Annotated in this window: 17 protein-coding genes; 6 read left to right on the top strand and 11 right to left on the bottom strand. The window is 64.7% G+C overall.

Going from position 1 to position 19,827, the window contains the following annotated elements:
- Positions 1–94 precede the first annotated feature (94 nt).
- Complete coding sequence (gene proC, locus AB2N08_RS10165; protein WP_367610520.1) at positions 95–907, bottom strand: pyrroline-5-carboxylate reductase; 813 nt, start codon at positions 905–907, stop codon at positions 95–97.
- The gene (locus tag AB2N08_RS10160; protein ID WP_367610519.1) at positions 904–1,620 is read right to left on the bottom strand and encodes a YggS family pyridoxal phosphate-dependent enzyme; all 717 of its coding nucleotides are present in this window, start codon (positions 1,618–1,620) and stop codon (positions 904–906) included. Before AB2N08_RS10160 ends, proC begins: the two co-directional genes overlap by 4 nt.
- Positions 1,621–1,698: 78 nt before the next feature.
- On the opposite strand from AB2N08_RS10160, the gene AB2N08_RS10155 reads away from it, so the two are divergent.
- A complete protein-coding gene (locus AB2N08_RS10155; protein WP_367610518.1) occupies positions 1,699–2,742 on the top strand; it encodes a type IV pilus twitching motility protein PilT in 1,044 nt (347 codons plus the stop codon).
- Between the two features lie 9 nt (positions 2,743–2,751).
- Positions 2,752–3,888 (top strand): PilT/PilU family type 4a pilus ATPase, encoded by a 1,137-nt coding sequence (locus AB2N08_RS10150; RefSeq protein WP_367610517.1) that lies wholly within the window; start codon positions 2,752–2,754, stop codon positions 3,886–3,888.
- A gap of 207 nt (positions 3,889–4,095) precedes the next feature.
- Here AB2N08_RS10150 and AB2N08_RS10145 read toward each other — a convergent pair whose 3' ends face one another.
- Complete coding sequence (locus tag AB2N08_RS10145) at positions 4,096–6,267, bottom strand: TonB-dependent receptor plug domain-containing protein (RefSeq protein ID WP_367610516.1); 2,172 nt, start codon at positions 6,265–6,267, stop codon at positions 4,096–4,098.
- Between the two features lie 98 nt (positions 6,268–6,365).
- Positions 6,366–8,648, bottom strand: coding sequence for a TonB-dependent receptor domain-containing protein (locus AB2N08_RS10140; protein ID WP_367610515.1), 2,283 nt, complete (start codon positions 8,646–8,648; stop codon positions 6,366–6,368).
- Between the two features lie 214 nt (positions 8,649–8,862).
- On the opposite strand from AB2N08_RS10140, the gene AB2N08_RS10135 reads away from it, so the two are divergent.
- Entirely contained in the window at positions 8,863–9,345 is a 483-nt protein-coding gene (locus tag AB2N08_RS10135; protein ID WP_367610514.1) for a glutathione peroxidase, read from the top strand.
- Positions 9,346–9,355: 10 nt separating this feature from the next.
- Here the strand turns inward: AB2N08_RS10135 and AB2N08_RS10130 are convergent, their stop codons facing one another.
- The 7 genes from AB2N08_RS10130 to AB2N08_RS10100 all read right to left on the bottom strand — a co-directional run bounded on the left by AB2N08_RS10130 (position 9,356) and on the right by AB2N08_RS10100 (position 15,528).
- Positions 9,356–9,889, bottom strand: coding sequence for a hypothetical protein (locus AB2N08_RS10130; RefSeq protein WP_367610513.1), 534 nt, complete (start codon positions 9,887–9,889; stop codon positions 9,356–9,358).
- 29 nt (positions 9,890–9,918) lie between these two features.
- Positions 9,919–10,806, bottom strand: a complete 888-nt coding sequence (locus AB2N08_RS10125) for a DUF2145 domain-containing protein (protein ID WP_367610512.1) — start codon at positions 10,804–10,806, stop codon at positions 9,919–9,921.
- 23 nt (positions 10,807–10,829) lie between these two features.
- Positions 10,830–11,294 (bottom strand): hypothetical protein, encoded by a 465-nt coding sequence (locus tag AB2N08_RS10120; protein ID WP_367610511.1) that lies wholly within the window; start codon positions 11,292–11,294, stop codon positions 10,830–10,832.
- Positions 11,295–11,366: 72 nt separating this feature from the next.
- Entirely contained in the window at positions 11,367–11,681 is a 315-nt protein-coding gene (locus tag AB2N08_RS10115) for a hypothetical protein (RefSeq protein ID WP_367610510.1), read from the bottom strand.
- A 56-nt stretch (positions 11,682–11,737) separates the two neighbouring features.
- The gene (gene glcF, locus AB2N08_RS10110; RefSeq protein WP_367610508.1) at positions 11,738–12,976 is read right to left on the bottom strand and encodes a glycolate oxidase subunit GlcF; all 1,239 of its coding nucleotides are present in this window, start codon (positions 12,974–12,976) and stop codon (positions 11,738–11,740) included.
- 3 nt (positions 12,977–12,979) lie between these two features.
- The gene (glcE, locus tag AB2N08_RS10105; RefSeq protein WP_367610507.1) at positions 12,980–14,047 is read right to left on the bottom strand and encodes a glycolate oxidase subunit GlcE; all 1,068 of its coding nucleotides are present in this window, start codon (positions 14,045–14,047) and stop codon (positions 12,980–12,982) included.
- Complete coding sequence (locus AB2N08_RS10100; protein ID WP_367610506.1) at positions 14,047–15,528, bottom strand: FAD-linked oxidase C-terminal domain-containing protein; 1,482 nt, start codon at positions 15,526–15,528, stop codon at positions 14,047–14,049. The genes glcE and AB2N08_RS10100 overlap by 1 nt, the downstream gene beginning before the upstream one ends.
- Before the next feature lie 80 nt (positions 15,529–15,608).
- On the opposite strand from AB2N08_RS10100, the gene AB2N08_RS10095 reads away from it, so the two are divergent.
- The 3 genes from AB2N08_RS10095 to AB2N08_RS10085 all read left to right on the top strand — a co-directional run bounded on the left by AB2N08_RS10095 (position 15,609) and on the right by AB2N08_RS10085 (position 19,760).
- On the top strand, positions 15,609–16,163 hold the full coding sequence (locus AB2N08_RS10095; RefSeq protein ID WP_367610505.1) for a cob(I)yrinic acid a,c-diamide adenosyltransferase: 555 nt from the start codon (positions 15,609–15,611) through the stop codon (positions 16,161–16,163).
- Positions 16,164–16,169: 6 nt separating this feature from the next.
- Positions 16,170–16,871, top strand: a complete 702-nt coding sequence (locus AB2N08_RS10090) for a 2OG-Fe(II) oxygenase family protein (protein ID WP_367610504.1) — start codon at positions 16,170–16,172, stop codon at positions 16,869–16,871.
- A gap of 228 nt (positions 16,872–17,099) precedes the next feature.
- The gene (locus AB2N08_RS10085; protein ID WP_367610503.1) at positions 17,100–19,760 is read left to right on the top strand and encodes a DUF4214 domain-containing protein; all 2,661 of its coding nucleotides are present in this window, start codon (positions 17,100–17,102) and stop codon (positions 19,758–19,760) included.
- Positions 19,761–19,827: the final 67 nt, after the last annotated feature.

Here is a 19,827-nt window from a genome sequence, read left to right as displayed (position 1 = left end):
AGGTAGCAGGCCGCATTGTCCAACGTAGCCCGCTAATCCAGCACGTCGTTCCCGCGCAGGCGGGAACCTAAGTTTTTTTACCCCCACAGCACACTCAATCCTCCCCCAACTCCTCCCCCAATTCCTTCCCCCTCGCCGCAGCCGCCTGCATCGCCGCGACAATCGCACCCTTCACTCCCGCCGCTTCCATGCTCTCGATCGCCGCATGCGTCGTGCCGCCCTTGGACGTCACGCGCTGGCGCAGCACGTCCACTGCGTCATCCGACTGCGCCGCCAGTTGCGCCGCGCCCGTGAACGTGGCCAGCGCCAGCTCGCGGCCCTGCTCTGCATTCAAGCCCATCGCGCGCGCCGCTTCCTGCATGGCTTCCAAAAAATAGAAGACATACGCCGGGCCGCTGCCCGACACCGCCGTGACCGGATCGATCTGCGATTCGTCGTCCAGCCACACGGTCTTGCCCACTGCGCGCATGACGGCGTCGGCCTGCTCGCGCTGCGCTGCGCTCACACCCGGCTGCGCGGCCATGCCTGTGACACCCATGCCGATCAGCGCCGGCGTGTTCGGCATCGTGCGCACAATGGCGTCGTAGCCGCCCAGCCAGCGCGCCAGGTCACTGCTGCGAATGCCGGCGGCGATCGACAGCACCAGCTGGCGCGTCAGGTGCGGCGCGAGCGCCGCGGCCACGTCGCGCATCTGCTGCGGTTTGACGGCCAGCACGATGACTTCGCTGTACTGTATCTGCTCGTCGACGGCAGTGCTGGTACCCACGCCATAGTCGCGCGCCAGGCGTTCAAGGGCTTCCGGATTGCGGTCCACCACGTGGATGTTCGCGCCCGAACCTGCCACTTTTACCAGCCCCGAAATCAAGGCCGCCGCCATATTGCCGCCGCCGATAAAGACAATCTTCATGTGTGATCCTGGTTGTTGTAGTTGCGTGCGCCGAAGATGGCGCTGCCGATGCGCACGATGGTCGCGCCTTCGGCAATCGCCGCGCCCATGTCGCCCGACATGCCCATCGAGAGCGTGTCGAGTTCCAACCCGCCGGCGCGCAGCGCGTCGAACAGCGCACGCACGCGGGCAAAGGCCGCGCGCTGCTCCGCTTCATCGGTGGTGGGTTCGGGGATCGCCATCAGGCCGCGCAGGCGCAGATTGGGCAGCAGCGCCACGTCGCGCGCCAGGGCCGGCAAGTCGTCGGGCGACGCGCCACTCTTGCTCGCCTCGCCGCTGATGTTTACCTGCAGGCAGATATTGAGCGGCCCCAGTTCGGGCGGGCGCTGTTCGGACAGGCGCTGCGCAATCTTGAGCCGCTCGACCGTGTGCACCCAAGCGAAGCTGGCGGCGATGGGGCGCGTCTTGTTGCTCTGGATCGGGCCGATGAAATGCCACTCGACCGGCGCTGACGGTTGCGCCTGCGCGACGCTTGCGATCTTGTCGAGCGCTTCCTGCAGATAGTTTTCGCCGAACGCCAGTTGGCCGGCTGCCATCGCATCGAGCACCGCCTGCGCAGGGAAGGTCTTGGAAACCGCCAGCAATCGGACCTCGCTGCGGGCCCGTTCCGATGCCTTTACGGCACTGGTGATTGTCGCTTCGACAGCTTGCATGTTCCCGGCGATTATGGACATAATGATTTTCTATAGGAAATATTTTCGAGGCGAGCAGCGAGCATGACAAATGCGCTACTTGCGGCACAAGGATTATAAATGGACATATCGGAATTACTCGCCTTCTCGGTCAAGAACAAGGCCTCGGACCTGCACCTGTCGGCCGGACTGCCGCCGATGATCCGCGTGCATGGCGACGTGCGCCGGATTAATCTGCCGCCGCTCGAGCACAAGGATGTGCACGGCATGATCTATGACATCATGAACGACGGCCAGCGCAAGCAGTACGAAGAAGTGCTCGAGTGCGACTTCTCGTTTGCGATTCCGGGCCTGGCGCGCTTTCGTGTCAATGCGTTCAACCAGGAGCGCGGCGCGGCCGCCGTGCTGCGGACGATTCCCTCAAAAATCCTGTCGCTCGAAGACCTGAACGCACCGAAGATCTTCGGCGAACTGGCGCTCAAGCCGCGCGGCCTGGTGCTGGTCACGGGGCCAACCGGCTCGGGCAAGTCGACCACGCTGGCGGCGATGGTCAACCACCTCAACGAGCAGGAGTATGGTCATATCCTGACCATCGAAGACCCGATCGAGTTCGTGCACGACTCAAAGAAATGCCTGATCAACCAGCGCGAAGTCGGCCCGCACACGCTCTCGTTCAGCAACGCGCTGCGCTCGGCGCTGCGCGAAGATCCCGACGCCATCCTGGTTGGCGAATTGCGCGACTTGGAAACCATTCGCCTGGCCCTGTCGGCCGCCGAGACGGGTCACCTGGTGTTCGGTACGCTGCACACGTCGTCGGCCGCCAAGACGATCGACCGTATCGTCGACGTGTTCCCGGCCGAAGAAAAAGAGATGGTGCGCGCGATGCTGTCCGAGTCGCTGCAGGCCGTGATCTCGCAAACGCTGCTCAAGACCAAGGATGGCTCGGGCCGCGTCGCGGCGCACGAAATCATGATCGGCACGCCGGCCATCCGTAACCTGATCCGCGAGGCGAAGATCGCCCAGATGTACTCGGCCATCCAGACCGGCAGCAATGTCGGCATGCAGACACTCGACCAGAACCTGACCGACCTGGTACGCCGCAACATGATCTCGTCGGTGGCCGCGCGCGGCGCCGCCAAGATCCCCGAAAACTTCCTCGGCTAAGGGCCATTGATGGAACGCGACCAGGCTACCAAATTCATGTTCGACCTGCTGCGCCTGATGGTGACCAAGGGCGGCTCGGACCTGTTCATCACGGCAGGCTTTCCGCCGGCGATCAAGATCGACGGGCGCATGACGCCGGTGTCGAGCCAGCCGCTCACCAGCGGCCACACGGGCGACCTGGCGCGCGCCATCATGAACGACAAGCAGGCCGCTGGGTTTGAACTTACCCGCGAAGCCAATTTCGCGATCACGCCGGGCGACCTGGGTCGCTTCCGCGTGTCGGCCTTCATGCAGATGGGTTGCGTGGGCATGGTGCTGCGCGTGATCACCACGGCCATCCCGAAGTTCGAAGACCTGAGCCTGCCCGACACGCTCAAGGATGTCGTGATGACCAAGCGCGGCCTGGTGATCATGGTCGGCGCGACGGGGTCGGGTAAATCGACGACGCTGGCCGCGATGGTCGGCTACCGCAACGAGAACAGCTATGGCCACATCATCACGGTCGAAGACCCGGTCGAATTCGTCCACCCGCACCGGAACTGCGTGATCACGCAGCGCGAAGTGGGCGTGGACACCGACAGCTTCGAAGCGGCGTTGAAGAATTCGCTGCGCCAGGCGCCGGACGTGATCCAGATCGGCGAGATCCGCGACCGCGAGACCATGGAGCATGCCATTGCATTTGCGGAGACGGGCCACCTGTGCCTGGCCACGCTGCACGCCAACAGCGCCAACCAGGCGCTCGACCGCATCATCAACTTCTTCCCCGAAGAGCGCCGCCAGCAACTGCTGATGGACTTGTCGCTCAATTTGAAGGGGCTCGTGTCGCAGCGTTTGATTCCGAAGAAGGAATCGAAGGGACGCGTGGTGGCGATCGAGATTTTGCTGAACTCACCGCTGATATCGGATCTGATCTTCAAGGGCGAAGTCCATGAAATCAAGGAGATCATGAAGAAGTCGCGCGAACTGGGGATGCAGACGTTCGACCAGGCGCTGTTCGATCTGTATGAGGCGGACAAGATCACGTATGAAGACGCACTGCGCAATGCGGACTCGGTCAATGACCTGCGGCTGAACATCAAGCTCAATAGCAAGCACGCCAAGAATCGCGATTTTTCGAGCGGGACCGAGGCGCTGGGGTTGGTGTGATTGGCGCGGGAATACGTTAACAGCCCCGGAATTTGTTAGCCGGGAGACCGTCGTTCCCGCGGAGGCGGGAACCCAAGCCTGCTTGCTCCGCCACTAACGCCTGCTGTAGCTGCTACGCGAAAGACTTGGGTACCCGCCTGCGCGGGTAGTCGTAGCCGCCAGTGGCGGGTACGACGGTTTTGCGCGTAGCGGAAGAACGCAGTTCCATCAGAACCGCGACTCCAGTGTCACCCTTGCCATCGCCTGCCCATCCGCAAACGTCGTCCTGCGCTGCACGCCATTGTCATCCACGTAGCGCGACTCGGCCACCGTATCCTGCGCCAGCAGATTGGTCGCCGCCAGCCGCAGCTGGTACGTCGGATTGAGCTTCCACAACGCATACACATCGAGTTCGCGCCGCACGCTCTGGTAGCGTGACTGCTCCACGTTCACCCGCACAGGCCCGCCGTTCTTGAACGCGAAGCTCGCCCCCGTCGTCAGCTTGCCCCCGGGCGTCTTGTAGTCCACACCGACCGTCCCCGACACCGGCACCTGCTGATCGAGCCGGTTATCCGGCCCCGGCACTGCATCGACCTGCGACCAGTTGCGCGCCAGGCTGGCGCGCAGGTCGACTTCCGGCACATCGTTCATCAAGGCCGATAGGGGAAACTTCGCTTCCAGCTCCAGGCTGCGCGTGAGCGCGTCGCCGTCGTTGACCGGCGTCTGGATCCAGCGGCCGTCTTCCACGATCAAGCCCTGGCGCGTGTAGTCGCCGATGCGGCGCACCGACACGCTCGCGCTGAGCAGCGCCTTTTCGGCCCAGTAATGTTCATACGACGCGTCGATGCCGGTCGCCAGTTCGGGCTTCAAGTCAGGATTGCCACGATAATCGGGCTCAAGCTGGCTGTTGTTCGGCGTCGTGAAGCGCCGCGGGATCAGGTTGCCCGTGAGCGGCGCCTTGAAGGTGCGGGTCAGCGCCAGGCGTACCTGGTCGCGGCTGTCGGGCAGCTTGTAGAGCGTCTGCGCGAGCGGGCTCCAGACACTGGTTCGATTGGTGCTGGTCTCGAAGGTATTGCCGCTGCTTTGCGTCTCCAGCCCTTCCCAGCGCAGGCCAAGATACATCGACCACTGCTTGGTGACGTTCCACTCGTCCTGCACGAACAGCGCCAGGCGCTTGAGTGTCGCTTCATACTGTTCATTGCGGCGCAACTCGGTGCCCGCGAGCGGGAACAGTTCGAGCTCGCCGCGCGCATCGTCGCGCAGCGCGTAGCCGGCATCCCAGCCCATCGACAGTGCATGGTCTTTTTTCCACGGCCGCGAATACTTGCCGATTGTCGTCACGCCGTATTCGTCGGTGGCACTGAGCACGGTCGAGTCACGCGCGAGGCGGTCCGCGCCGTCCAGCGTGCGGTAGTCGTCTTCATGCCAGTTGCCGTCACTGCGCATGCCGTTCACGCCAAACTTCAGGTCGAGCTTCGCGCCCTCGTCCAGGTTGTGCATCCAGTTCAGGTCAGAACGCAGCACGGTGCTGGCGCCATCGCTACGCATGGCGCGCACGTCGTACAGCGGGCGCGGACCAAGAACGGTCTCGGTCACGGCCCCGCCCTGGTAATCGCTGCGCTGGTAGGTCACCAGCGACTGCCAGCTGAGCGTGTCGTTGTTCTCCAGCGTCCAGTTCAGCCTTGGCGTGAGGTTCAGGCCTTGCGGGCTGCCCGTGTCGTTCTGCACGGTGCGGCGCAGGTTCGTCGGGCGCCCGAGCGGATCGGTCTGCTCTTCTTCATACGGCGACGGCCGGTCGAATGCATAGCGCCAGACGCTCGCGGCGAGCGAGTACGACATCTGGCCGGCGCGGTCCGACAGGTTCAGCGTCGCCGCAGGATTGCTCACTTCACTGCTGCGGCCATGGCCCACGCGCAGTTCGCGCTGGGCCTTTCGCACCGTACGTTTCAGGACGATATTGATGGTGCCGGCGATCGACTGGGTCGAAAATTCGGCGCTGGCCGCGCGCAGGATTTCAATGCGCTCGATCGAATCGGGCGAGAGACTATCGATGTCGAAACCGGCCGGCGCGCGCTCGCCATCGAGCAGGATCTGCGTGTAGCCGCTGCCCAGGCCGCGCATGCGGATCTCGCCGCCGCCACGTCCGGCGCCGCCGGCAACGGTGATGCCCGGCAGGCGCTTGAACACGTCGAGCACCGAGGTGTCGCCGTAGCGCCGGATCTCTTCGGTCGAGACCACGATCTTGCTGGCGGTGTCGTCGCGGCGCGGATCGTAGGCATTGGCGGCGGCCTTGACTTCGACCTTCTGGACGGTGTCCGTCGGTGAAATCGGCGCCGCTGTGGTCTGGGCGTGGGCAGGTAAAGCGATCAGGGAAAGCGCGACGAGCGTGGGGCGAAGCATCTGGAGGGGAAGTCACGAATACGAAGGTGCCGTATTCTGTCACACGTCCCTCCACGCCAACGCGCATTGTTCAAATTAACCCACGCTGCATGGCTGGATCAGCGACCCGGCCCCATGCCGCCACCCGGTGGCCCGAAACCTGGCCCGGCGTCAGGTCCGCCCCGCGGCCCTTCCGGCCGACGCTGACCCGCCCCGCCAAAGCTGCCGAAGCGGTACGACAGGCCGACATACACGAGACGCCCTTCCTGGCGGCGGATGCTGTATTCGCGCAGGCGGTCGGTCTCGGTGATCGACTCGCTCTTTTGCGAGTCAAAAATGTCGTTGACGTTCACTACCAGGCTCAGGGCCTGGCTCAGGTTGCGGCGGTAACTGAGGTCGGCGCTGCGCGTCGGCTGGCGGTAGCCTTCGCCGAACAGCGTCTTGCCCTGCGCGTTGAGCACCAGCTGCAGGCTGTTGGTCGGGTTGAACTGATAGCTCACGCGCGCGCGGCCGCTGAGCGACGTGGCGCTGCGCTTGTCGTCCTGGCTGCTGCCCAGCACCGACTGCTCGGAGTAACCGAGGTTGCCGCTGGCGTTCAGTGACAGGCTTGGCGTCACGCGCCCGCTGAACGTGAATTCGAGGCCGCCCGAATTGCTGCTGCCGGCGTTCTCGCGCGTGGTCAACAGCACCGTGTCGGAGATGAAGGTGCGGCGTTCCTGGATCAGGTCGGAGTCGCGCCGCGCATACAGGCGCACATTGGTCTCGACCTTGCCCAACTTGGTCTCGAGGCCAAGTTCGATCGAGTCGGTCTTGGTCGGCATCAGGTCGGGATTGCCCGACGAGACGTTCAACTCGTCGCGGTAGACGACGAAGGGATTCAGGTCGCCCGCGCCGGGCCGGCGGATGCGGTGCGCGTAACTCAGGCGCAGCGCCGTGTCGTCCGACCAGTCATAGGTCAGGAACGCGCTCGGGATCGCGTCGAAGTAATTGTTGTTGGCCTTGACGCTGGTGGTGACCTGGTTCAGATCGAGGTCGGTGTACTCGGTGCGCAAGCCGCCCAGCAAACCCCATTTTTCGGCCAGGCGCAGCTGGTAGGTGCCATACAGGGCGACCGTCGTTTCATCGAGCTCGAAGCGGTTGGTGCGCTGGGTGCTCAGGCTCTCGGCCAGTGTCGTTGCATTGACGTTGTAGAAGCGCGTGTCGAACACATTGCTGGTCTGGGCGACCTTGTAGCCGGCCTTGAACACGCCCTTCTCGCCCGGCAGTTCATAGTCGCCCGTGAAGTCGATCACGCGCGTTTCGGTCAGGTTGTTCTGGTGCGTGCGGGGCTCGGTGGAGTTGGCCGGGCGCACCGTGTAATCGCTGGCGAATCGCGTATCGGCCTCGCCCTTGTTGCCCGAGATGCGCAGGTCGAACTTGACGATTTCGCCGGGGCGCTCGCCCTTGTGATCCAGGCCGCCACTCAGGCTGTAACTGCGGTTGTCGTTATCGCGCACGCTCGAACGCAGGTAGTCGCCGTCGATGCTGCCGTCGGCGTTGGCGCCGCGATAGCGTTCCTGCGACAGCCCGTCGCTGCCGTTGGCCGAGAAACTGGCCTTGGCCGACAGCACGTCCTTGTCGCCCAGGTTGTAGGTCATCGAGCTGTTCAAGCCGACGGCTTCGGTATCGGTCTCGCTGTTCGATGTCTGCGTGCTGCTGGCCACCGCGCCGGTGCGCGGGTCGATGCGGTCGCGGTTCGTCTCGCCATCCGAGCCGCGCGTGTCGCGCCGCACGAACACGCCGCCCTGCACGCTCATGCGCCCGGTCGTGTAGCTGCCGAAGCTCGACGCGTTGGCACGCCCTTCCGGGCCGACGTTCGCATTGACGGCGCCGAAGCCGCCCGGCGTGCGGTCGCGCCGCATCACCAGGTTGATGATCGGCCCGCCGCCGCCTTCGTTGCCGAACTGCGCGCCGGGATTGTTGATCACTTCCACCGAATCGAGATCGGCCGCCGGGATCGCGCCCAGCGCCGCGGCGCGGTTATCGCCCTGCATCATCGCCGACGGCTTGCCGTCGACAAGGATCTGCACATTGCTGCGCCCGCGCAGCGTCACATTGCCGTCCGTGTCCACGGCCACCGACGGCACCTTGTTGAGCGTATCGGCGATGGTGTCGTTGGTCGACGCAGGGTCGGACTTGACGTCATACGCCTGGCGGTCGATCCGGTTCGATGAACGCGCGGCGGTGACGGCGACGGTGGAGGCAACCGGGACTTCGGTCTGCGGCGCCGGCGTTGGCGCCGTGGCGATCGGCGTCACGACGCCGGTGACGGGTTCCGCCGGGCGGACGGACGTTTCCTGTGCCATGGCGTAAAACGGTGCGAGCAGCGCGAACAACAGGGCGGAAGATTGGTGACGTGGCATGAAGATCTGGGTGACTGGATGTGTGAACGAGCGTGATTGTCGCACGGGCAGTTACCGGAATTTGTTAAGAAATGCTAAGAGCGGAAAAATGTCACGGCGTCGATCACAGTGCTGATTGCAGCTGTGACGAACCCAATATTGATGCCTATGCCAGCGGCCTGGCGTGCGCGCCCAGCGTAGCGTAAGCTCACCGGTTCACAATAAGGAGACCCCCATGACTGCCTATGATTTCAACGCCACCGCCCTCGACGGCCAGCCGGTCGACCTGGCGCGCTACCGCGGCAAGGCGCTCCTGATCGTCAATACGGCCAGCGCCTGCGGCTTCACGCCGCAATACCAGGGCCTGGAAGAACTGCAACGCCGCTACGCCGATCAGGGCCTCGTGGTGCTGGGCTTCCCGTGCAACCAGTTCGGCCATCAGGAACCGGGCGACGAGGCGGCCATTGGCGCGTTCTGTGAAAAGAACTACGGCGTGACGTTCCCGATGTTTTCCAAGGTCGACGTCAATGGCGATGACGCGCATCCGCTGTTTCGCTTTTTGAAGGGCGAGGCGCCGGGCGTGCTGGGCACCGAGGCGGTCAAGTGGAACTTCACCAAGTTCCTCGTCAACCGCGAAGGCGCGGTCGTCACGCGCTATGCGCCGACCACCAAGCCGGAAGATCTGGGCGGCGATATCGAGAAGGTGCTGGCCGGTTGAAACGGCCCGGCTAGTCGCCCGCCGCCGCCGGCGGAAAGTGCGGTCGCAGTTCTGCGAGCATGCGCGCCTCTTCCCCGGACATGACCGCGCTGCGCCGCCGCATGACCATGGCTGGGCCTTTCGGGCCCACGCATGTCAAGGTTGGGCCGGCCAGATCGATGCTGCAGGTGACCACACTGCGCGCGGCCCTCGCAGCGTCTTTCGGATCGAGTGCCATGGGGCGGACGGTCAGCACCGTACCACCCAGCGTCGCCCGCACCGGAAAACCGATAAGTGCCCTGGGGGGCGGCGTGCCGTCGTCCACGCCGCTGATCCGCTGCGGGGGCGGCGTCGAACCCACCATGATGCCCACACCGTCGGCTGCAAGATGGAGGTCAGTCTGGCCGGTGTTGCCCACGTACAGCGATTCGGCCGTACCCCAGGTCCCGGTCAGGTGCGACGGCAATGCCTCGCCGGCGCCGGCGACGCCATGCCAGCATCCTGCGACAGCCAGCAACACTCCCTGCCAGGCCAGCCGTCCGGTCTTTGGTGGAACCATCTGCATGCTGCTCTCCCGATGGACATCAGCGCCGTTTATGGCGCAATTGCAAGCACCTCGTCACCCGGTCCCGGCGTGCAACTGGCGCCCAGCGGCTCCCAGCCGCGCCGCACGACAATCCGGCGTTCGTCGTGGCAGATTTCGACGCGCTGTGTGGCGGGCGCGCGGCGCTGCACGAAGGCCTCGATCGACGCGGGCACGCTCACCTGCAGCGACAGCGCGTGCAGGTCTTCCACGGGATGGTCGTCCACGTGCACGAGCGGCACGAACTGGCCGGCGAACATCGTGAAGTGTGACGGTACCCTGACCGGGCCGGGGACGTAATCGTTCGCACGCAGCCAATCCTGGGCGTGCTTCCTTGCGTCCTCGCGTCCTGCGGGACTGCCCCAGGCGCTGGCCAGCAGCTCGGCCACCCACTGATTGCAGTTCTGGTATTTGGTGCCGTAGGCATAGGCATTGGCACTGTATTTACCGGCCAGCAGCGCCAGCGCCAACGGTTTGTCGCGGGCGGCACGCTCGAGCGATGCGCTGTCTTGCTCGGGCAGGAACAGCAGCGCAATATGCCCCTTGCCGGGTGCGTCGGCACCGAGCGCGAAGCCGGCGATGCCCTGGTCGAAGATATGAGGGCGCGCTTCGTCGCAGGCGTAGTACAGCTGGCGCACCGCCCACGGACTGCCCGGCCGGTCGCGCAGCGCGACGCCGGCGTGTGAATACACCAGGTTGAAGCGGCTCAGGTCCGTGCCGGCGCGTGCGATCAGCGCGACTTTGCCATCTGCTCGATCCAGTTCCTGCTTGACCACGCCGGCAAAGCGCAGCACGCGGTCCTGTTCAAGCGCGCCGATGTCGCGCGAGCGCTCGCAAAAGGTGGGAAAGCCCGCCCAGGCACTGCCGCTTGCGCACAACAGCAACAAGTGAGCAGCCAAGCGCGCGGCCTGGCGCACGACCATCAGATCGTGACTTTGCGCGAGCCCAGTTCGCGGTACCACTCGTCCTGCAGCGCCAGGAAGAACGGGCGCTGGGTGTCGGCGTACGCGAATTCGTAGCCGTATGCGCGCTCGTTGACCTGCACCACGTCGCCCGCGATCACGGTGCGCGCCGCCAGTGCGCGATTGGGCACATCGAGTTCGAACGAACGGGCCTGGCCGGCGGCATCGGCGCGCAGGGTCAGGCGGGTGGTGTCGGGTTTGTTCGGGGCTTGCGCGATATTGATCACGCGGTACTGGCCGGCGGCGACCTTGTGGTCGTCGCTCGAGCTGTCGCTGGAACTGCTGACCGAATCCGACATGCTTGCCGACGACGCCGAGCCGGCGCTGGACGCGGACGACGTGAAGCTATCGGCCTGCGCGGGCGCGGTGCAGGCGGCGGCGAACAGGGTCAGGCACAGGGTACGGGAGAGGATGGGCAAGGTCATTGAACTCTTTCAGTTGGCGAGCATAACGCGCCTATGGTACAAGGCCTCGCGCCGAATGACCATAGGGCAATCTCAGCGGGTCTGGATGCGAGCCGCGCCGTGCGTGATGCAGGCGCGGGTGACGTTGTCGAGGAAGCGGATCGCCACGTCCATCGACAGGCCGGGCGGCAGCAGGCGGGCTAGCCCGGGGTCGTCGTTCAAGCGATCGACGCCATACGCGAGCCGGCGCGACACGTCGCGCGCCATCTGACCATCACTGTTGTAGAGCGCGTCGTAGACGCCGGCTGCTTCCCACACCGGCACCAGACCGGGGGTACTGCTGTCTTCGAAGACGATGGCGCGCGGACTGTCTTCGTCCTCGCGCACGAGTTGAAAGGTAAAGCTCAAGATCGTTCCTGCTGGTTGCGGCAAAGGTTACTGGGGTCGGGGCGATGCTACCACGCTCACCCGGAGTGTGCTGCACAGACCCGCTCCAGCAATTCGATCCAGTGCACGACGGGGGTGTCCGTCCCCGACTGCAAATGCGCGATGCAGCCGATATTGGCCGATACGATGTGTTCGGCCCCGGTCGCAGCCAGGCTGGCCAGCTTGCGCTCGCGCAGCGCGTGGGCGATCTCGGGCTGGAGCACCGAATACGTACCGGCCGAGCCGCAGCACAGGTGGTTGTCGGCGCACAGCACCACGTCCACGCCGGCCGCCTGCAGCACGGCTTCGACGGTGCCCCGAATTTGCTGGCCGTGCTGCAGCGTGCATGGCGGGTGATACGCCACGCGCGGGCCGCCCCGGCTCTTGGCCATGGCCGCGATCCGGTCCTGGAATGACGCCAGGATCTCGGACAGGTCGCGCGTCAACGCGCTGACCTGCTGGGCCCTGGCGGCATACGCGGGATCGTGCGCCAGCAGATGGCCGTATTCCTTGACGGTGACGCCGCAGCCCGAGGCGGTCATGACGATCGCCTCGACGTCGCCGCTTGCCACGCCCGGCCACCAGGCGTCGATATTGCGGCGCATGTCGTCCAGGCCGCCCTGTTGATCGTTCAGGTGATGACGCAGCGCGCCGCAGCAGCCGGCCTTTGGCGCCACCAGCAGCTGCACGCCAAGCGCATCGAGCACGCGCGCCGCGGCGGCGTTGATGTTCGGCGCCATTCCCGGCTGCACGCAGCCATCCAGCACCAGCATCTTGCGTGCGTGCTCTCGCGTCGGCAAGCGGCCCGCCGCGCGCGCCGGCTGCAGTTTGTCCTGCAGCGGTGCCGACAACAGCGGCCGCAGCAAGCGCCCTACCTTGAACGCCGGCGTGGTCAAGCCGGCGCGCGGCAGGCACGCCTTGAGCGTCGTGCGCCTGAGTCGCTCGCCCAATGGGCGCGGCACCCGCTCGTCGACCAGCTTGCGGCCGATGTTGAGCAGGCGGCCGTACTTCACGCCCGATGGACAGGTGGTTTCGCAGTTCAGGCACGTCAGGCACCGGTCGAGGTGAAGCTGGGTCTTGCGCGTCGGCGCGGCGCCTTCGAGCACGTTCTTGATCAGGTAGATGCGCCCGCGCGGGCCGTCGAGTTCATCGCCCAATAGCTGATACGTCGGACAGGTGGCGGTGCAGAAGCCGCAGTGCACGCAGGCGCGCAGGATCGCCTCGGCCTCGTTGCCGTCGCGCGTGCCCTTGATGAAGTCAGCCAGAGTCGTCTGCATGTTTTATGCGCCTTTCGGGTACATGCGGCCGGGGTTGAAGATATGGGCCGGATCGAACGCATCCTGCATGCGCGCGTGGATGCGCGCCAGCGCCGGCGCCAGCGGCTGGAACACGCCCACCGACTTGTCGCCGCCACGGAACAGCGTCGCATGCCCGCCGCAGGCTTGCGCGGTGCGCCGGATCGCCTGCGCCGTGAGCGCGTCGCCGTCGGCGCGCAGCCAGCGCTGGGCGCCGCCCCATTCGATCATCTGCGCGCCGCCCAGCACCAGCGCGCCGGTGGTCGACGGCACCGACAGGCGCCACAGCGCGCCGTCGCCATCGAAGAACGGCGTGCGTTGTTCGCGCACGGCGCGCCAGAACGCATCGGCCGCCGGCATTGCTTCGCCGCCGAGATCGCGCACTGCGGCATTCACCGCCGCCTCGGCGCCCGACAGCCGCAACGCCAGTATGCCATCGACCCACGCGCTGGCCGAGATGGGCAATGGCAGCCCTCCCCATTCGTTCAGGCGCCGCAGCGCCTCGATCTCGCTCGACGCGAAGCACAGCGTGGTTTCGGCGAATGGCCGTGGCAGCACCTTGACCGACACCTCCAGCAGCACGCCCAGCGTGCCGAGCGAGCCGGCCAGCATGCGCGAGACATCGTAGCCGGCCACGTTTTTCATCACGCGCCCGCCGAACGCCAGCACGTCGCCGCGCCCATCGAGCAGCGTCGCGCCCAGCACGAAGTCGCGCGCGGCGCCGCTGGTCGCGCGGCGCGGGCCGCACAAGCCGCTGGCGATGACGCCGCCCAGCGTCGCGTGCGGGCCGAAATGCGGCGGCTCGAACGCCAGCATCTGGTTATGGGCGGCCAGCGCGGCCTCGATCTCGGCCAGCGGCGTGCCGCAGCGCGCCGTGATCACCAGCTCGGTCGGCTCGTAGTCGACGATGCCGGCATGGGCGCGCGTGTCGAGGATCGCGCCGGCCGGGGCACCGCCATACCAGTCCTTGGTGCCGCCGCCGCGGATGCGCAGTGGCTGCCCGCTGGCGGCGGCCGCCCGCACCTGCTGCTGGAAGTAATCGACGGTGGCCATCAAAAGCGCGGCAGCTCGGGAAACGGCACCTGCCCGTGGTGCACGTGCAGCTTGCCGAATTCGGCGCAGCGGTGTGGCGTGGGGATGGCCTTGTCGGGATTGAGCAGCGAGAGCGGATCGAACGCGTGCTTGACCGCGAAAAAGGCGTCAAGCTCCTTGCGCCCGAACTGCACGCACATCGACCCGATCTTTTCCATGCCCACGCCATGCTCGCCCGTGATGGTGCCGCCCACTTCGACGCACAGCGCCAGGATCGCCGCGCCAAACGCTTCGGCCCGATCGAACTCGCCCGGCACGCTCGCATCGAACAGGATCAATGGATGCATATTGCCGTCGCCCGCATGGAACACGTTCGAGCAGCGCAGGCCGTAGGTGGCTTCCATCGCCGCGATCCCGGCCAGCACGCGCGCGAGCTGCTTGCGCGGGATGGTGCCGTCCATGCAGTAGTAATCGGGCGAGATGCGGCCCGCCGCCGGGAAGGCATTCTTGCGGCCGGACCAGAAGCGGCCGCGTTCTGCCTCGTCCTGCGACACGGCGATGGCCGTTGCGCCGGCGCGCTCGAGCACTGCGCGCATGCGCTCGATCTCTTCGGCCACTTCGAGCGCGCTGCCATCGGCTTCGCACAGCAGGATCGCGGCGGCGTCCAGGTCGTAGCCGGCCTTGACGAACGGTTCAACCATGCGCACCGAGGTGCGGTCCATCATCTCGAGCCCCGCCGGGATGATGCCGGCGGCGATCACGTCGGCCACCGCATTGCCGGCCGTGACCACGTCGGCGAACGAGGCCATGATGACCTGCGCCAGCGCCGGCTTCGGCACCAGTTTCACGGTCACTTCGGTAACAACGCCAAGCATGCCCTCGGAGCCGATGAACACGGCCAGCAGATCGAGGCCGGGCGCATCGAGCGTGGCGCCGCCCAGTTCGACGAGGTCGCCCTCGATCGTGGCCACGCGCACGCGCAGCACGTTGTGGATCGTCAGGCCGTATTTGAGGCAGTGCACGCCGCCTGCGTTTTCGGCCACGTTGCCGCCGATGGTGCAGGCGATCTGCGACGACGGGTCGGGCGCATAATACAGGCCGTGGATGGCCGCCGCCTCGGAAATGGCCAGGTTGCGCACGCCCGGCTGCACGACGGCCGTTCGGGCCAGAGGGTCGACGCGCCTGATCGCGTTCATGCGCGCGGTAGAGAGCACGACGCCATCATGGATCGGCAGCGCGCCGCCCGACAAGCCGGTGCCGGCGCCACGGGGCACCACCGGCACGTTCAATTCGCGGCACACGGCCAGGATCGTCAGCACCTGGTCTTCATCGGTCGGCAGCGTCACGACCATGGGCAGCTGGCGGTAGGCGGCCAGGCCGTCGCACTCGTAGGGCCGGGTGTCTTCCGGGTCGGACAACACGCACGCCGCAGGCACGCGCGCCCGCAGCGCGGCAGCTACCTGCGCGCGGCGGTCAGACGGGTCTGATTTCAAGGACGACATGGGTCGATTGTAAGCAAATCGACAGGTTTTGTCGTATCCTCGGTCCATCGTATTTTCACACTATCGGATAAGAGAAGATTATGGGCAATCGCCTCTCAAAAATCGCGACCCGCACCGGCGACGACGGCAGCACCGGCCTGGGCGACGGCAGCCGCACCGGCAAGGACAGCGCACGCATCCACGCGCTGGGCGAAGTCGACGAACTCAATTCCTTCGTCGGCCTGCTGCTGTGCGAAGACATGCCGGCGGATTTGCGCGACGAGCTCGTGGCGATCCAGCACGACCTGTTCGACCTGGGCGGCGAGCTATGCATCCCGGGCTACCAGATGATCAAGGAAGAGCACGTGCTGCGCCTCGATGCCATGCTCGAAAAATACAACGCCGACCTGCCGGTGCTGAAAGAATTCATCCTGCCGGCCGGCTCGCGCGCGGCGTCCACCGCGCACCTGTGCCGCACCGTGTGCCGGCGCGCCGAACGCGCCATCGTCGCGCTGTCGAAAGAAGAGCAGATCCACGCGCATCCGCGCCAGTACGTCAATCGCCTGTCCGACCTGATGTTCGTACTGGCGCGCGTATTGAACCGTTTTGCGGGCGGGGGCGACGTGCTGTGGAATCACGAGCGCACACGGCGGTAATAGACCATGGACGACTTCATCGGCGTATACGACGACGCGCTCACGGCGCAGCAGTGCGATGCGCTGATGAAGCGTTTCGACGCCAGCGACAAGGTGGTGCGCGGGCAGACCGGCAACGGCGTCGATGTCGCCAAGAAGGACAGCTACGACATCACGATCAACCAGCATCCGGAATGGGCCGATGTCACCGAGCTGCTGGTGGACACCATGGGGCGCCACCTGGCCGATTACGTCGAGCGCTATCGCATGCTGCTGATGGGCTCACTGTCGCCGACGCTCGAGCATCCCGTCACCGGCGTGCCGACCGTGCTGTCGATGGCCAACTTCAACGAAATCGGACGGCCGTATATCGACGAGCTGCTACGCGTGCTGTACCGGCCCGGCACGATCAATCTGCAGAAATACCAGCGCGGCAGCGGCGGCTATCACCACTGGCATTCCGAGATTTATCCGCAAAACGCCAGTTGCGAATCACTGCATCGGGTGCTGCTGTGGATGGTGTACCTGAATGATGTGACCGAAGGTGGCGAGACCGAGTTCCTGTACCAGGGCCGCCAGATCGCGCCCAGACAAGGCCGGCTGGTCATCGCACCGGCGGGCTTTACGCATACGCACCGGGGCAATGTGGCGGTCAGCGGCGACAAATACATCGCGACGTCGTGGATTTTGTATCAGCGGGCCGAGGTATTGTTTGGCAATGCTGGCTGACTATACATCTTTTCAGTCAATACTGATTTTTGACAATATATCGTATTTTCGTAATTTTATATCATCAACACTATTGGAATGGGGTGAAATTTCATGTCGTTTCATTACCTTTTGTCAGATTATTCCCACATGATGTTCAAATAACTGCGCGTTTTGCCGTTTTGATGATTAAGATAATGACTAGTGGAAACATTTCGTTCCCGCCCATCACTCTCTTACATCATGAGCATGCCAAGCACCCTCGCCTCCACCGTCAACTCGTTCTACCTGGCCTTCTACGGTCGTCCGGCCGATCCCGCAGGCCTGGCATTCTGGACCAAGCAACTCGCCGACAATGATGGCAACCTTTCTGCGATCACGCAGGCATTTGCCACCTCGGAAGAAGCGCAGGTGCGCTACGGCGCTGATACCGTGAATGAGCGTATCGGCGAGATCTACCAGGCACTGTTCAACCGCGCACCGGATGCGACCGGTCTGGCGTACTGGACAAACGTGGTGGAGCAGGGTCATGCATCGGTGGCCGACGTGGCCGTCGCGATCATGGGCGGCGCCCAGGGCATCGACAAGGCGCTGACCGCGCTGCGTCAATCGGCGGTCGACGCCTTCACCGCCCAGGTCGAAGCATCGGGTACCGAATACAGTGGTTACGCCTCGGTCGAAGCGGCCCGGATCTTGGTGCGCGCCGTGACCGTCGACACCGCCACCGGCGACATTGACGCGCTGGTCAAGGCCGCCGTGTCGTTCGCCGATACCGCCACCAAGACGCCGCAAGTGGTAAACGCGATCGCCACCGGCAGCACCCTGCTCGCCCTGTTCGACACGGCGCGCGGCAAGGGCGACCCGGTCGCGCTGGCCCAGACGCTGGCCGACACCGCCAAGGCAGCGGCCGGCAACCCGGTCACGCTCGAGTCGCTGCTACGCGGCGGCGGCATGGACCAGGTGCTCAAGGTGATGCCATACAGTGCGTCGCTCAAGGACGTGGTCGCCGCCCTGGCTGCAGGCGGCCTGCCGGCCGCCATCGAGGTCGTGTATCCGACCGCACCGGTCGTGACCACGCCGGCGCCGACGTTCAGCCTCTCACTGGCGTTTGACCACGTTGCCCAGGGCGAGTTCGACCAGAAGGACGACAACGTCACCAACAAGAGCAGCGCCGACGTCACCTTCAGCTACACCGGCCGCGACCTGCGCAGCGGGCAGCACTTCGAGTACTCGATCGATGGCAAACACTGGATCGACACCAACATCGAGGTCGATGCAAACACCAATACCGTGGTCCTCAAGGACGTGAAACTGGGTTACCAGTTCCCATCCTTGCATGTGCTCGGCAACGAGAACGTGATTACCACGATGACGCTGCCGCTCGAGCAGATCACCACTGTGTCGCTGCGCGCCGTCGACGCCAGCGGCGCCAGCACCACGCCGGTCACGCAGAAGATCGTCTATGACGGCTACACGATGCCGCCCTACATCGAACTCGCCACGGACAGCCATTACGGCAAGTTCGGCACCGATCGCGATCTGGTGACGAACGATGGCACGCTCAACCGCGAGGCCGTCGAAGAAGGCGCCACGGTCGAGTACCTGGTGAAGCAGCCTGATAACATCACCACCAACGGCGCGCCGCTAGCTACCCCGGTCTGGACGGCGACCCCGCAACTCGTGGAAGGTGTGAACGTCGTCGAGGTACGTGTCACGGACGCTGCAGGCAACCGCAACTACGACCAGTTGACCTTCACGCTCGACACAAAAGCGCCGGAAACGCCGGACATCGTGTTGCACACTGCGGCGAGCAATGGCGCGACCACCTCCGGCCTGATCGACATTACCGGCCTGGAGCAGAATACCGGTACGGCCTGGGAATACAGCCTCGACAAAGGCAAAACCTGGCTCTACGGCGACACCAACGATGGCAGCGGCACGGGGACGCTCGAGCTGACCGAAGTTGGCGCGCACATGGTGCAGGTGCGCCAGTACGATTTGGCCGGCAATATTGGCAAGGAAACGACCGCGCTCGGTTTCACGGTCGAGGCCGGCACCACTGTGGAAGTATCCTTCGACGAAATCGGCATCTCGCTCACTAGCGGTGTCGCCGGCGATATTTTCATGGTCACCAACGGATCCGGTCCTGGCGTGCGATCGACGGAAATGGACGGCAGAGCGATTGCCGGAACGGTTCAGATCGGCGCACAATCCAATGTGTACACCGGCACGTTCGAAGTCTTCGGTCAGAATGGCCCGGTACTCGATAATGAAAAAGGCGTCTACACGCTTGGCACCAACGGCGACGACTTCATTGAAAACGTGAGTGTTGCGTGGGGCTTCGACGGCAAAGACAGCATGTTCGGCACCGATGCCGATGATTTCTTGTTCGGCGGCGCAGACGTGGACAACCTGAACGGCGGTGAGGGTCACGATATTCTTCACGGCGGTGCCGGCAACGACATCATCATTGGCGGCGCGGATGGCGACCAGATCTTCGTCGTTGGCGGTTTCGATACTCTGTATTACGGCGCCGCAACCGATTCAAACCTGTCGACGTACATCCCGAACAGCCAGTCGGCGACATCGATCGATATCGTGGTGGTCAATCACAACGCGAGCGTGCTATTCAACTTCGGCGCCGATGTGGCGCATGTCGTCGAATCCAAGGCGGAGATCGTGGGTTCGTTCAGTGGTGATGAACTGTACGCGGCGCTCACTACGGGCTACAACGCAGCGAAAATCACCAACACCGACGCCGTCATCTTCACGATCGACTACTTCCAACTGCTGGTGGTGAATAACGGCGATACCGTCATCGATGACCAGGATATCGTCATCGCCGTCATCGGCTACAGCAACTTTTCGGAAGACTTTATGGGCAACGTCTTATACGGCAACATGACCTGAATCCGCCTGCCTTGCCTTGCCTCGCTCTGCGCGAGGCAAGCACCACGAGCCCGCTCTCTCACGACAG

This window comes from Massilia aurea (assembly GCF_040790145.1).
GTDB classification, from domain to species: domain Bacteria; phylum Pseudomonadota; class Gammaproteobacteria; order Burkholderiales; family Burkholderiaceae_D; genus Telluria; species Telluria aurea_C.
Note: the sequence above shows the minus strand (reverse complement) of the source record. Positions and strands in the feature narration are given on the sequence as shown.